This window comes from Streptomyces wuyuanensis, from assembly GCF_900103455.1.
Lineage (GTDB): Bacteria > Actinomycetota > Actinomycetes > Streptomycetales > Streptomycetaceae > Streptomyces > Streptomyces wuyuanensis.
In genome coordinates, this window is record NZ_FNHI01000033.1 from 57,092 (window position 1) to 70,417 (window position 13,326).

Below are 13,326 nucleotides of genomic sequence, written 5' to 3' on the forward strand. Positions count from 1 at the left end.
CGCGACGTCCCCCGCCCAGCACCACCCCCCGCCCCCCGGCGGTCGCCGACAGCCCCCACGATGATGGGATGCCGGAGGCGGATGCCCGATGCCGGACCGAAGCGAGGAGGGTGCTGTGCGGAGACGACATGCGGTGGTGGTCGGGGCCGGAATCGGCGGCCTGACCGCTGCGATCGCGCTGCACCGGCGCGGCTGGGACGTGACGGTATGCGAACGCGCCCCCGAGCCGCCCACCACGGGTGCCGGTATCGGTCTCGCCCCCAACGCCTTGCGAGCCCTTCAGGCCATCGGTGTGGGCGCCGCCCACGCGGTGGGCACCGCCGTACCCGCGACGATGGGTGCGCGCCGTCGTGACGGCCGGTGGCTCACCCGGGTCGGCACCGCGGCCATGGCGGCCCGTTACGGCCTGGCGCCGCTCGCGGTCCCGCGCCCGGCCTTCACGGCCGCCCTGGCCGCCGCCCTGCCACCCGAGGCCTTGCGGTACGGCACCGCCGTGACGGCCGTGGACGATCCCGCGGGCTGGCCGGCCGTCCGCACGGCGGCCGGCGAGGACCTCCCGGCCGATCTGGTCGTCAGCGCCGACGGTATCCACAGCCCGTTGCGGCGGGCGTTCTTCCCGTCCCATCCCGGCCTGCACTACATCGGCGAGTCCGCCTGGCGCACCATCGTGGACGCCCCGGACCTCCGGATATCCGACATGAGCGAGACCTGGGGACGGGGAGAGCGGTTCGGCGTGACCCCGCTCGCCGACGGCCGGTTCTACCTCTACGCCACCGCGGTCGTGCCGGCCGGAACCCGGTCGGCCGATCCGCGCGCCGAACTCCGGCGCCGCTTCGGCTCATGGCACGACCCGATCCCCGACCTGCTGGACCGTGTCGACCGCCTCCACCCCGCCGACGTCCTGCAGAACGACCTCCATGACCTGGCCGCCCCGCTCCCCGCCCTTCACCACGGCCGGATCGCCTGGCTGGGCGACGCGGCCCATGCCATGGCCCCCAATCTCGGCCAGGGCGGCTGCCAGGCCATCGAGGACGCGGTCGTCCTCGCCCACCTGCTGCCTGGGGGAGACGGCGGATCGCCTCCAGGTGGCGGCGGAGCCGGAGGCACGGACCCCGTCCCGGCCGCCCTCGCCGCGTACACCGCCGCCCGCCGTGACCGCACCGACGCCGTACGCCTCCGCGCCCGCCGGGCCGGCCGCCTGGGCGCCCTGCGCAGCCCGCTCGCGGCGGCCGCCCGCGATCTGGCGGTCCTCGCCACCCCCAGCCGCATCGCCCTGCGCGGCCTGGACGACCTCTTCAACGGCTTCCGTCTCCCCGGAGACGCGCCCGGGGTCAGGCGGAGGTGAAGAGGTCCTCGCGTGCGTCGTCGAGGACGAGCCCGTTGTCCAGGCGGACGCGAACCCTCACGTGCCGCGTCCGCTCCTGATGGGCGACCCACTCCGCTTCCAGGGAGCTGACCTGCTCCGCGATCTGTTGCCTGCTCGCCGAGGGCATCTGGTGTCCGAAGTCGTCCAGGAGCGACTTGAGCCGGACATACTCGCGGACCTCCTGGCTCTGATGGCGGTCCTGCCGCTCGTAGCGCCGCTCGACGGTTCCCTCACAGCCCGCCGCCAGCGACAGCGACCCGACGACGGCGGCCTCGGCCGCGGAGTCCCCGGCCAGACCCACCGAACCGGACAAGCCGAGCTCCGCCGCCAGCTTCACCCGCTGACCCTCTTTCCACGTCACCGATCCATTATGAGCGCCGCCCGGCACGCCACCCGTCCGGGCTTCGTCGCTCCAAGCCGAGATCCGGAAAACCAGTTGGCCGGTCCGGCCCCGCCCCTGATCATCAGGGGCGATGAGCACCGCATTCGACGACATCCGGCGCCATATCGCCGCCTGCGACATACCCAGCGCCGTCCGCTCCCTCCGCCCCCTGGCCGACACCGCCGGTCTCGAAGACCTCGCTTCCTGGTGCGTCACGCTCTGGGGTGGGTGAGGCACGTGGAGCCGATGTGAGCCGACCGGTGCACTGATGTCCGGGCGGGGATTCGTGGGACATGGCCCGGCGCCCGGCTCAGGTTGCGGGGAGGATACGGCGCGTTTCGTAGGCCCACATCGCGATCTCGACCCGGTTGCGGGCGCCGAGTTTGGCCATCAGGCTGGCCAGATGTGTCTTCACCGTGCTGAGGCTGATGTGCAGTGTATCGGCGATCTCGGTGTTGGTCAGCCCGCGGGCGACGGCGAGGAGTACCTGCTCCTCGCGGGTGGTGACGGGTGAGACCGGCTGGGCCGCGGGCCGGCCGGCGGGCAGGTCCGCGAATGTCTGGAGCAGGCGGACGGTGACGCTGGGCGCGATGAGCGCCTCACCGTCGGACGCCGACCGTACGGCCTGGGCCAGAAGGTCTGGTCCCGCGTCCTTGAGGAGGAATCCGCGGGCGCCGGCACGCAGTGAGCCGTAGACGTACTCGTCGAGGTCGAACGTGGTGATGACGACCACGGCCAGCGGGTCGGCGACGCCCGGGCCGGCGACCAGCCGGGTGGCCTCGAGCCCGTCGAGTACGGGCATGCGGATGTCGAACAGGCAGACGTCGGGGCGTAGTTCGCGGGCCAGACGTATCGCTTCCCGCCCGTCGGCGGCCTCGCCGACCACCTCGATGCCGGGCTGGGCGTTCAGCATGATCCGCAACCCGGTGCGGATGATCGTCTGGTCGTCAGCGACGAGGACGCGAATGGACATCGCTCTCGCTCCTCGCTCTCGGCAGTTCGGCTTCGACATGCCAGCCCCGGTCGGTACCCGGGCCGGCTCGTAGTGTGCCGCCGAGCAGGGTCGCGCGCTCGCGCAGTCCGGTAAGTCCGTATCCGTCGCGACCCCGGCCGGTGCGCCGGCCGTTGTCGCGCACGCTCACCCGTACCGTGTGCCGTTCCGCGGCGACCCGAACGACGAGCTCGGTCGCGTCGACCGCATGGCGCAGCGCGTTGGTCACCGACTCCTGCACGATCCGGTAGACGGCCGCGTCCACGGCCGGGGGCAGCGCGTCCAGTTCGCCGTCGAGCCCCAGGTCGACCCTGAGGCGACCACCCGGGGTGCGCACCAGGCGCTCCAGATCCGCGACTCCGGCAGGGGGCGCCAGCTCCGCGCCGACCCCGCGGTCGCGCAGCGCGGCGACCATGGCGCGCATTTCCTCCAGCGTGCGCGCCCCTTCCTCCTCGACCCCCTCCAGCGCCTTGACGGCGGCGGACGGGTCGGTGCCCGCGAGTACCCCGCCCGCCTGGGCGATGATCACCATGGCAGACACGTGGTGGGCCACCGTGTCGTGCAATTCCCGGGCGAGCTGCTCGCGCTCGCGGGAGCGCACTTGCTCCAACTGCCGCTCGCGAGCGGTCACCCGGAACCGCACGGCAGCACCGACCACGCCGGGCAGTAGCAGGAAGACGAAGCCCACGACGTTCTCGCCGACCGGGGTCTCGTCCGTGACGGAACACAGCGCGCCGGCCGCGAGGATCACCGCGCCGCCCAGCACGATCTCGCGTCCCGATCCCCACCGGGGCAGCGCGTACACCAGCACGAGCACGACCGCGCCGGTGTACAGGCCGACGGGCTCGCGCGGTGCGGCGACCAGCGAGGCCACCTGAAGCAGGATCACCGAGCCGAACGCCAGCGTCACCATCGCCAGCGGGCGGGTCCGGCGCCACAGGGGCAGCAGGCACAGCCAAACGGTGAACACCACCGCCACCGGCCGCCACACGACGTTCTCGCGCAGGGTGGCCTCCAGCGCCACACCGGCAAGGCCCACGGCGAACAGCGCCCAGTCCCGCCACACCCGGGCCGGCGCGCCGGGCGGCCGGGGTTCGGTCCACAGGGTTCGCAGGTCGTCTCGGAGCACGGTTCTCAGCCTAGGGACCGCGGCGTGCCGCGCATCGGCCGAAAGGACGGTTCGTCACTCCGCCCCGGGGCCGACGGATCCGCGGCCCGCGAGCCGATGCCGCAGAGCGCCGCGGCGACGAGCCTTACGCATCGGCGGCCGTACAAGGACGGCCGCCGAGGTGGTTGGAGGACCCGATGCTCTCGAAAGCCCTGTTGCGCCTGGGCGCAAGCGCCGCCCGCCATCCCTGGCGGGTGATCGCGGCATGGCTGATCGCCGCCACGCTCGCCGTCCTCGCCGCCGCCGCCTTCGGCGGGCGGACCGCGGACTCGATGACCGCTCCGGGACTGGACTCCCGACGGGCCGCGGAACTGATCGAGCGGGCAGGCACCGGCCAGGAGGGGATGACCGCCCAAGTGGTCGTCACCCCCCTCGACGACGGTGCGACGTTCTTCGACCACGACGGCGCGCGCACCGCTCTCACGCGGCTGCAGACCGAGGTGAAGCGGCTGCCGCACGTGCTCGGCACGAGCGACCCGGCGGGGGCGCTCGACGCACGCGGGGACACCGCCGTGCGCGGCGGCCTCCTGTCGGCCGACGGGCGGATCGCGGTCGTCCGGGTGCAGTACCCCGACCAGAGCCGGCTGTCGGCCGAAGACCTCGACGCCCTCGTCGATCTCGGCGACCGGCTGCGCGCCGAGCTGCCGCTGCGCATCGAGATGGGCGGGAACCTCTTCTACGTCTTCTCCGACCCCGACGGCGGCGCAAGCGAGCTGATCGGCCTCCTCGCCGCGGCCGCGATCCTGTTCCTGGCGTTCGGTTCGCTCGTCGCCGCCGCGCTGCCGATCGGCATGGCGGTCTTCGGGCTGACCGTCGGGGTCGCCACGATGACGGTACTGGCAGGGGTGACAGAGGTCCCCACCTTCGCACCGGTCCTGGGCAGCATGGTCGGGCTCGGAGTGGGCATCGACTACGCGCTGTTCGTGCTCGCCAGGCACCGGGAGTACCTCGCGTGCGGGCTCGATCCGCAGACGGCGGCGGGGCGAGCGGTGGCAACGGCGGGGAGGCCGGTGGTCTTCGCCGGCGGCACCGTCGTCGTGTCGATCCTCGGCCTGGCGGTCGCGAACGTGCCGTTCATGACAGTGGGCGGGGTTGCCGTCTCGATCGTCGTCCTGACGATGGTGCTCGCGTCGGTGACGCTGCTGCCGGCCTTCCTCGGCGCGGCGGGCCCGCGGCTGGGCCGATCCGGCCGGATCGGCCGGGCTCTGCAGACCAGGAAGCTGGGCCGACTCGCCCGGCGGCGGGACCCGGCGGCGGGCGCAGCCCCCGCCGCCGGGTGGCGGCGCTGGCTCGGGCACGTCGGCCGGCACCCGGTGCCGTATGCGGTCGGCGCCGCGGCGCTGCTGCTGACGGCGACGCTGCCCGTGCTCGGCCTGCGCGTCGGCCTGCCCGACGACGGCTCACTGCCGCAGAGCCGTACCGAGCGCCGTGCCTACGACCTCGTCGCCGAGGGCTTCGGCCCGGGCACCAACGGTCCTCTCGTCATCGCCGCGGACCCCGCCGGTGATCCCGGAGTGGTGGACCGTCTCGTTGGGGCGGTCGCGGCGGATCCGGGGATCGCGTCCGTCGCCCCGGCGCGCATCGACCGGGCCACCGGCGTCGCGACCCTCGTGGTGTTCCCGACCACCAGCCCTCAGGCGGAGGCCACGGCCGACACCCTCACCCGGCTGCGCACCGAGGTGCTGCCCGCGGCGATCGGACAAGGCCCGGCCAGGGCGCACGTCGGCGGGGCCGCCGCGAGCCTGTCCGACGTGGGCCGACGCACCAGCGAACGTCTGCCGGTGTTCGTCGCCGCCGTGCTGGCGCTCTCGTTCCTGCTGCTGATGCTGGTCTTCCGCTCGGTCGTCGTACCGCTCAAGGCGGTGCTGCTGAACCTGCTGAGCATCGGCGCGGCCTACGGCATCATGGTCGCGGTCTTCCAGTGGGGCTGGGGAGGCGCACTCATCGGGCTGGAGGCGACGGTTCCGATCGTGTCGTTCATCCCGATGTTCCTCTTCGCCATCCTGTTCGGCCTGTCGATGGACTACGAGGTGTTCCTTCTCTCGCGCGTGCGCGAGGAGTACGTGCGCACCGGCGACAACGGCACGGCGATCGTGGAGGGCGTCGCGGGCACCGCCCGGATCATCACGTCGGCCGCCCTCATCATGGTGGCGGTCTTCCTGTCCTTCGCCGTCGCCGAGGACCCCTCCACCAAGATGTTCGGGCTCGGCCTGGCCACCGCGATCCTCATCGACGCGACGGTCGTCCGCATGGTGCTGGTACCGGCGACCATGACACTCCTCGGCCGGGCCAACTGGTGGCTGCCGGGGTGGCTGGACCGGCTCCTTCCCCGCGGCCCGGTCGGCACCGACGACCCCGATGCGGAATCCACGGGTGAGGCCCCGCGTCCACGGCTGGTTGACCGTTGACTCGACTGCTGCCCGCCCTTGGCGTCCGGCACCTCAGCGCGTCACCTAAGGGGCATATCGAGTCGTGATCATCGGTGGTCCTGGTGAGGTCCTTGAAAATTGCCACTGGTCGCAACCACCGCAGTCGCAGGGAATCCGGCAGGTCATGTTGACGCGTGCCCCGCCCCGTCTGGGCCCCGCACTCCGCGTGCAGGGCAGGGCCCAGACACATCTCCTACTCCCTCCGCACCCCGCCGCGCCCGAGCCCGCGCACCGCTCTGCGGCGGGGATGCCCCGGACCTGGTTCCCCGGCCGCGGGGCCCGGCACCCCTCGTTCGGGGGTTCGCCCCTCGCGCGGAGCCCGGTTCGGGCAGGCTCGCCTCGGCGGCCTCATGCACTGTGCGGCCCGCCGACAGACAACCGCGGTGGGTGGAAGTGGTGTCCTGGACGCGGCGGATGATCCCCTGCCAGAAGTGGAAACGGTCGCTGACCTGCACCGCACCGGGAGCCCCGCCCGCGACGCCCTGCCGGTAGGTGAGGGAGCCGTCGCGGCAGGCGACCTCGACACCTGGGTGCTCGCGGAGCCAACGGCTGAGCCTGCCGCGTCGCGTCCCTCCCAGAGTGTGAGCCGGGAGTCGGGTGCTGGCGCCGACCAGGAGGGCCGTAGGTGTCCCGTAGAGCGCGAAGTCGTCCACCCCCAGCACCCGGGGCGTCACCAGCGGCGGAAGCGGCACCCGCATCAGCTGAGACAGAACGGTGCACCGCGAGAGCGCGATGTTCAAGATCCGCAGCATCCGGGCACCTCCCCGACCCGCTAGCACTACACCGATGTCTCCACCAGACGCTGCCACTGCGGCGTCCGCCGCTGATAGCACACGGTCAGCCCCGCTATCTGTTCGGCGAAGGTCACTTTCGGGCATGTCGTGTTCTGGCAGTACAGGCGGCGTACGGACGAGTAGATGTTCACAGGCCGACCCCAGAGACACGTCGGCGAGGCGCCGTACGTAACGGCTGTGACACCACTCGCTGAGCTGGCCGCACGCCGCACATCGTTTGGAACACCAGACCTCGTACAGGCGCGAACAACCACACCAGCATCAGAGCCGTCAACCGACACGACCAGCACTTCGGCCAACTGCGGCAGCGGCTTGGTCAGTTCAACAGAGCACAGCCGCAGGCTGCCGCTTTGCGGACCGGCTGCCGTGTCACCGAGCTGATCTCTGCCCACGAAATTCTTGCCAGGGCCGTGAATCTGCACAGCCTGGTACGTGAGAACGTGCACGGAGCTCGCTACCGGTTCAGGCCAAGAGGGCGGCTGCCTGCTGGCGTGCGTGTACCAGCCAGGCCAAGCGATCTTCATCGGCTGAGTCGGTGACGGTTCGGAAGACGACCCGGCGCACATCGGAGACTCCCACGTACGGCAGGACACATGCCGTCCAGATTCTCTGCAGGGGGTCGCCGAACTCGCTCTCTTCCCGGTCGGCGGGAGTGTCGGAAGTGTTCAGCACGAGAGCCCTGCCTGCCTTCAGAAGCCCAGCGGGTTCGCCCTCCGCGGTACCCAGCTTGTAGGCGACGCCAGGCGCAAGTACGCGCTGCACCCAGCCCGCAAGGACAGCGGGCGGCATACCCCACCAGTTCGGGTGGACGAACACCATGGCATCGCATGTGGCCACCTCTGTTCGGTGCAGCGCCACCTGCGCGTCGTGAGCGCGTGCCGCCGCCTCGACCGTCCCCGTCTCATCGGCGGACAGCAACGGTGTGAACCCTTCAGCGCACAGGTCATGCGCCAATACCGTGGCCCCTCGCCCGCGCAGCTCCTCCACAACGGCGTCAAAAATCGCGTGGTTGAAGCTCCCCGGCCGCGGGTGCGCGAGATACACCCCTATACGCAACTTTCCCCCAGTTGACACGGACATCATCGGGCCACCGCAGCTATGAGCCTGTGCACAGCTGATCATCATTATCCCTCAGCCGCCTCTCGCGGAGGCCAGTGCCGAGAGCACAGCAAAAAGCATAGGCCGTCGCAGTTGGTTCACTTCTGTCTGAACAATGCGGTTCTCGTCGAGGCCGTTGACGATCCGCAGACAGCCCTCGGCGAAGGCGAACTCCACCGCCACAGTTCCGGCTGCCAGGTCACGGTCTGCTGGACGCCACTCAAGCAGAGCGACCTCGCGCAGTTCCTGGCCGGCAAACCGCGCCAGGCGTTCATCGCTGTGAGACCACTGGGGCGTGAGCTCGAACCACTCCCACCCGGTGATGGTCGCTGCGGTGTCGATCGTGTCCCAGCCGATTGAGAGTTCGAGCTTCGAGTGGCAAACCTCCACCTGAAGGCCGTCAAAGTCCAGCACCACCGGGCAGTCGGCGAACCAGTCTCCGTCCTCGACAAGCGCACCAGAGTGAACCCCGCCGGCTGCTGTGGCTCTCGCCCGCCCTGCCGGGCCGCACTCACGACCTGACCGCCGCACGCACCCACCGGATCGTCCGGATCTGCGAGCGTCAGGGCGTTCCCATCCTGGCCGATCTCGCCTACCAGGGCGCCGGCCCGTGGCTGACCACCGGCATCAAACGCAGGCCCCTGCAGGAACTCACCCCCCACCAGCAACCGTGCCCTGGCCGCGGCACAAGCGCCCGTCGAACGCGGCGTCGCGAGGCTGAAGTCCTGGCGCATCTTCCGCAGGTCCCGATGCAGCCCCAACCGCATGACGTCAATGGCCAAGGCCGTCCTCACCCTGGAGCGGCAACGCTGAAGAAGCTCAGTGAGCGCCACGTCATTCAGATGTCTTGAGCGTCGGGCCAGACGTCCGCCTGGTCGTGTATCTCCCACATCAGCCTGTCGAGGCCCAGGTGGGAATTCTTGTCAGCGTTTTCTTTGTCGCCAGCGTCGGATTTTCGAGTGTTGGCAAGGGCCGCCCAGCACATGCCGTGCCTGGTGCGCGCCAGGACAGAGCTGGTGCCCTCAAGCCTCCCGAGGTGCGTCCACGTTCCGGTGGCCGGGTTCACGTGCCATCCTTTGGCGTAGCCGTTCGCATCCTTGGCTGTGGATGGCGTGGTCATGACTCTGATCGACGCGGAGTTCAGGATGTCCTGTTCCGATCCGAAGCCATCGACCCGAACAGCGAAACGCATCAGGTCAACGGCATTGCTCAACCAACCCCCGTGCGCATCCATCCGGGTCACTGGGATGCCGTACGGGTCTCCCCCATCCTGGTCGACATACGTGACTTCGTCCGCACGGCGGTCCGCTCTGGTGTTCCCGGCCAGATGCATATTGGTGATGCCACATGGGGCCAATATGTGTTGCCTTACGTACGTATCATAGTGCTCACCGGTGACCCTTTCGATGACTCGCCCCAGCAGGCAGTACCCGAAGTTCGAGTACTTGTGCTTGGTTCCCACACCCGCAGCATTGTTCAGAGGGCGCTCATTGATCACCCATGAGACAAGGTCGTCCTGATTCATCTCCGGATTTTCGTACATGGGATCCGGTCTGTCATTGCTCCAGCCAGGTCCGGCCGTGTGCTCCAGGAGATTCTGTATCGTGATGCTTTCGATGCCGGTTCCGTAGGGCTGCCTGCCGTATGTCGTTCCCAGGATTCCCGTGGCCCCGAAGACGGTGTCCGAGAGCTGGATTCTTCCTTCCTCGATCAGCTTCATGATGGCTGCGGCAGTGATCGGCTTGGAGGCGCTTGCGATGCGGAACAGACTCGAGGGCGTCACCTTCTCGCCCGTGTCCATGGCCGCCGAGCCGAAACCTTGGGCGTAGACCAGCCCACCCTGCTGGGCGATCGCCAATGACAGTCCGGGTACGGAGAACTTGCTCATGAACGCGTCCACCAAGCGCGGTATGACGGCGCCGGCCTCGCATTCCCTCCAGACCGGACAGAATCCGGGCGTTGCATTTTTGCCGCCTCCGTAGTGAGACGTGAAACCGCCCACCGATATCTGCCGATGTGTCCTGTTGTTGTGTTCGACTTCATGTTGGTGCATTCGGGAGTCGATACCGTGGCGTGCTATCACATGGCACGCTGCACCCTTTTCCAGAACTGCGGTGTAATAAGGAGGCTGAGCGCCACTGTGAAGAAACCCGCTCACGCGGACGGGCCGGTATCCCTCATCGAGAGCCCTCATGAAGGCTTTCTGGTACTCTTCGCCTACGCGTGGAGATATCCATCCCCAATGACGTCCGTCAGTCGCCTTTTCCATGATCATGGTGAATTGCGCGCCACGGAAGTCCGGAGCAGGATATCCGCTGATGTCGACAAGCCGGTACCCAGCTTTGTCGAGTTCATCGAACTGGGCATGAAGTTCGGACTCCGGAATTTCGTGACGTGACCACGAGTCGGGACCTGGCCGCTTCTCCCAGATGGTTGCGAAGAACACCTCTCCGCCAATGTTGTGTCCGTTGAGCCGAACAGGGCGGTATCCCTCGTTGCGGCGAGTGAAGTACATGTCGCGATATTGTGAGTAGGGGATGGCGTGGAGTGACCACCACTCGGGCCCCGCTCGCTGCTCCCAGATCGCGGAATAATTCGCTTGGTCACCGATCTGGTAACCGCAGATCTCCTTGAGGGCATAACCCTCCCTGTTGGAGAGTCGATCGAACTCGGCTTCGTACTGAGCCTTAGTCAGATCATGCTTTACGACCCATGGCAGGATGATGGTCATCGACCCTCCTGGCAGTTGAACGCGAACGGGAGTGGTGACTTCGCGGACCCCCACCAAATCCAAGGCTACTTGACCTCCGGCCGAGCGCCACCGGAGGCCGCAAGAGGATTTACTGAGCCTTCTCGGCGTGGCCACTGAGCCTCTTTCATCCTGCGCTGAAGGGTGAAATGGGCTGGTCAGCGGGCGCGGTTACGAGGCAGGGCCCCTCGTCGTTGGCGTGGCAATTCCACTCAACACGCTGGCGACCGAAGGGGAGCTGTTGATTCCGTATCCTGCCATGCTCGACGTCCCGCACGAGCTCGTCGAGCATGTTTCCTGGCTGCTGTACGAGCACCGCCGGGCCCACAACGTCCGCTGGCGCAAACTCGGTTGCTTCAAGCAGGCGCTGCTCACGTTGGTCCATCTTGTCCCTCCCCTCGTAGCGTGGAGTCCTTGATTGCAGGGGAAGTTGGGGTTCATGGGGTCCAAGTACCGGACGTACACGCCGGAGTTTCGTGAGGGTGCTGTACGCATAGTGATCGAGACGGGCAGGCCGATCCCGGAGGTCGCCGAGGAGCTCGGCGTGCACTCGGGCACGCTGCGCAGCTGGGTGTCGCGGTGGCAGCGCAACGGGTCGGCGTCGTCGGACCGGCCGACCGAGCCCGCGCCGGGCGGATGCGCGAGGCCGAGCGCGTCGAGCTGGAGCGGCTGCGGCGGGAGATGGGTGAGAAGAACAAGCGGATCCGCGAGCTGGAGATGGAGCGTGATGTCCTCAAGCGATGCTTGGTCCTCTGGGTGAAGTGACCGTGTGAGGCTGATCCTTTGGAGTGGACACCCTGACAATGGATCTTGACGGTCCAGGGAGGGATGTCCAGGTGGGACGTAAGTCTCCGTATCCGGAGGAGTTCAGGAGAGACGCTGTCGCGCTCTATCGCGCCGCGGCCGGAAGCGGACGTATGCGTCGGTGGCTGCTGATCTCGGTATCACCGCGGAGTCGCTGCGGACGTGGGTGCGCAAGGACGAGGCTCAGGCCGCGCCCGAGGGCCGCGATAGGGGCGTGAGCGCGGCGGAGGAGCTGGCCCGGCTGCGGGCGGAGAACGCCCGGCTGCTGAAGGCCGAGCAGGAGTGGCAGCTGGAGCGCGAGATCCTGCGCCGTGCAGCTGCCTATTTCGCCCGGGAGGTGAAGTGAGCCCCCGCCGCTGGGACTTCATCTCCGAGAACTGCGCCGACTTCGGCGTCAAGCGGATCTGCCGGGTGCTGGGGGTATCCCGCGCCGGGCTACTACCGGCACCTGGCCACCGAGCAGGCCCGCGCCGAGCGCCGGTCCGAGGAGAAGCGGACCGTGAGGGAGATCCGCTCCATCCATGCCGAACATCAGGGGGCGTATGGGGCTCCGCGCGTCCATGCTGAGCTGTGTGCGAGAGGACGGAGGATCAACCGCAAGCGTGTCACCCGACTGATGCGGATCAACCACATCGTCGGCCGTCACCTGCGGAAGAAGCAGCGGACGACGATTGCGGACAGGACGGCGCTGCCCGTGCCGGACCTGGTGATGCGCGACTTCAACGCGGACACGCTGAACACCAGGTGGTGCGGCGACATCACGTACATAGCCGTCGGCGGGACGTGGCTGTATCTGGCGACGGTGATCGACATCTGCTCGAGGCGGGTGGTGGGCTGGTCGATCGCCGACCACATGCGCACCTCGCTGGTCACCGACGCGATCAAGATGGCCGTGGCCACCCGGGGCGGGCGGGTTCGTGGCGTCGTTTTCCACACCGACAGGGGCGCCCAATACAGCGGCCGCCTTCGCCGAGGTATGCGACCGGCACGGCATCCGACGCAGCATGGGCCGGGTCGGCTCGAGCTATGACAACGCCCTCGCCGAGTCGTTCTTCCAGGGCCTCAAGCGCGAGTTGCTCCACGGGAGGCGCTGGACTTCGAAGGCACAGACTCGGCTCGAGCTGTTCCGCTGGCTGTCGTACTACAGCCGGCGCCGTCGGCATTCCGCGCTCGGCTACCTCACACCAGCCGAGTTCGAACAGCAACTTGAGCTGCCCCGAGTTTCGTAGAGTCCGGTGATCTTGTTTCAGGCGGACTGCGGGGTTTGCTCCTGGCTCTGCCAGAAGGCTTTCTCGTACTCGGCGGGCGGTACGTAGTCGAGTGCGGAGTGGAGGCGTTCTTCGTTGTACCAGGTGATCCACTGGAAGATCGCCCGTTCGACCTGGTCGACGTCCTTCCAGGGGCCCTGCATCTCGATCAGCTCGGCCTTGAAAGTGCCGTTCAGCGCCTCGGCCATCGCGTTGTCATAGCTGTCCGCGACCGAGCCGACCGAGGCCGATGCTCCGATGTCGGACAGCCGGTCGGTATACCGAATTGACACGTATT

Annotated in this window: 12 protein-coding genes and 4 pseudogenes; 8 read left to right on the top strand and 8 right to left on the bottom strand. The window is 68.6% G+C overall.

What is annotated here, in order from left to right; genetic code table 11:
- Positions 1 to 115: 115 nt before the first annotated feature.
- On the top strand, positions 116 to 1,345 hold the full coding sequence (locus tag BLT82_RS34340; protein ID WP_093662083.1) for an FAD-dependent oxidoreductase: 1,230 nt from the start codon (positions 116 to 118) through the stop codon (positions 1,343 to 1,345).
- On the opposite strand, the gene BLT82_RS34345 is transcribed toward BLT82_RS34340, so the two are convergent.
- Complete coding sequence (locus BLT82_RS34345; RefSeq protein ID WP_093662097.1) at positions 1,332 to 1,727, bottom strand: hypothetical protein; 396 nt, start codon at positions 1,725 to 1,727, stop codon at positions 1,332 to 1,334. The genes BLT82_RS34340 and BLT82_RS34345 overlap by 14 nt on opposite strands.
- Positions 1,728 to 1,839: 112 nt before the next feature.
- Here BLT82_RS34345 and BLT82_RS37445 point away from each other — a divergent pair, with 112 nt between their 5' ends.
- Entirely contained in the window at positions 1,840 to 1,980 is a 141-nt protein-coding gene (locus tag BLT82_RS37445; protein ID WP_167746164.1) for a hypothetical protein, read from the top strand.
- Positions 1,981 to 2,058: 78 nt separating this feature from the next.
- Here BLT82_RS37445 and BLT82_RS34350 read toward each other — a convergent pair whose 3' ends face one another.
- The gene (locus BLT82_RS34350; RefSeq protein WP_093662085.1) at positions 2,059 to 2,721 is read right to left on the bottom strand and encodes a response regulator; all 663 of its coding nucleotides are present in this window, start codon (positions 2,719 to 2,721) and stop codon (positions 2,059 to 2,061) included.
- Positions 2,696 to 3,868 carry a sensor histidine kinase gene (locus BLT82_RS34355; RefSeq protein ID WP_093662087.1) on the bottom strand — a complete coding sequence of 391 codons (1,173 nt, stop codon included), beginning with the start codon at positions 3,866 to 3,868 and terminating at the stop codon, positions 2,696 to 2,698. Before BLT82_RS34355 ends, BLT82_RS34350 begins: the two co-directional genes overlap by 26 nt.
- Before the next feature lie 176 nt (positions 3,869 to 4,044).
- Here BLT82_RS34355 and BLT82_RS34360 point away from each other — a divergent pair, with 176 nt between their 5' ends.
- Positions 4,045 to 6,315, top strand: a complete 2,271-nt coding sequence (locus tag BLT82_RS34360) for an MMPL family transporter (RefSeq protein WP_093662089.1) — start codon at positions 4,045 to 4,047, stop codon at positions 6,313 to 6,315.
- Positions 6,316 to 7,114: 799 nt separating this feature from the next.
- Here BLT82_RS34360 and BLT82_RS37455 read toward each other — a convergent pair.
- The 3 genes from BLT82_RS37455 to BLT82_RS34375 form a co-directional block, all read right to left on the bottom strand.
- Positions 7,115 to 7,261, bottom strand: coding sequence for a hypothetical protein (locus tag BLT82_RS37455; RefSeq protein ID WP_167746166.1), 147 nt, complete (start codon positions 7,259 to 7,261; stop codon positions 7,115 to 7,117).
- Positions 7,262 to 7,592: 331 nt separating this feature from the next.
- Positions 7,593 to 8,174 carry an NAD(P)H-dependent oxidoreductase gene (locus BLT82_RS34370; RefSeq protein ID WP_244529881.1) on the bottom strand — a complete coding sequence of 194 codons (582 nt, stop codon included), beginning with the start codon at positions 8,172 to 8,174 and terminating at the stop codon, positions 7,593 to 7,595.
- Positions 8,175 to 8,261: 87 nt separating this feature from the next.
- Positions 8,262 to 8,642 (bottom strand): hypothetical protein, encoded by a 381-nt coding sequence (locus BLT82_RS34375; protein ID WP_244529882.1) that lies wholly within the window; start codon positions 8,640 to 8,642, stop codon positions 8,262 to 8,264.
- Between the two features lie 59 nt (positions 8,643 to 8,701).
- Between BLT82_RS34375 and BLT82_RS34380 the strand changes: the two are divergent.
- Positions 8,702 to 9,041, top strand: a pseudogene (locus BLT82_RS34380) (transposase family protein); the annotation flags it as partial.
- Positions 9,042 to 9,066: 25 nt separating this feature from the next.
- Here BLT82_RS34380 and BLT82_RS34385 read toward each other — a convergent pair.
- Positions 9,067 to 10,959, bottom strand: a complete 1,893-nt coding sequence (locus BLT82_RS34385; protein ID WP_093662091.1) for a serine hydrolase — start codon at positions 10,957 to 10,959, stop codon at positions 9,067 to 9,069.
- Positions 10,960 to 11,176: 217 nt separating this feature from the next.
- On the opposite strand from BLT82_RS34385, the pseudogene BLT82_RS37460 reads away from it, so the two are divergent.
- The 4 genes and pseudogenes from BLT82_RS37460 to BLT82_RS34400 form a co-directional block, all read left to right on the top strand.
- Positions 11,177 to 11,365, top strand: a pseudogene (locus tag BLT82_RS37460) (IS5/IS1182 family transposase); the annotation flags it as partial.
- 51 nt (positions 11,366 to 11,416) lie between these two features.
- Positions 11,417 to 11,536, top strand: a pseudogene (locus BLT82_RS38400) (transposase); the annotation flags it as partial.
- A gap of 20 nt (positions 11,537 to 11,556) precedes the next feature.
- On the top strand, positions 11,557 to 11,742 hold the full coding sequence (locus BLT82_RS38405; protein WP_244529885.1) for a hypothetical protein: 186 nt from the start codon (positions 11,557 to 11,559) through the stop codon (positions 11,740 to 11,742).
- A gap of 71 nt (positions 11,743 to 11,813) precedes the next feature.
- Positions 11,814 to 13,010: pseudogene (locus BLT82_RS34400) on the top strand (IS3 family transposase).
- Between the two features lie 17 nt (positions 13,011 to 13,027).
- Here the strand turns inward: BLT82_RS34400 and BLT82_RS34405 are convergent.
- On the bottom strand, positions 13,028 to 13,326 hold a 299-nt coding region (locus BLT82_RS34405), incomplete at its 5' end, for an integrase core domain-containing protein (RefSeq protein ID WP_143041518.1).

Excerpts from the sequence above, each read along its gene's own strand:
- BLT82_RS37445 (WP_167746164.1), top strand. The coding sequence starts at position 1,840 with ATGAGCACCGCATTCGACGACATCCGGCGCCATATCGCCGCCTGCGAC.
- BLT82_RS34350 (WP_093662085.1), bottom strand. The coding sequence starts at position 2,721 with ATGTCCATTCGCGTCCTCGTCGCTGACGACCAGACGATCATCCGCACC.
- BLT82_RS34360 (WP_093662089.1), top strand. The coding sequence starts at position 4,045 with ATGCTCTCGAAAGCCCTGTTGCGCCTGGGCGCAAGCGCCGCCCGCCAT.
- BLT82_RS34385 (WP_093662091.1), bottom strand. The coding sequence starts at position 10,959 with ATGACCATCATCCTGCCATGGGTCGTAAAGCATGATCTGACTAAGGCT.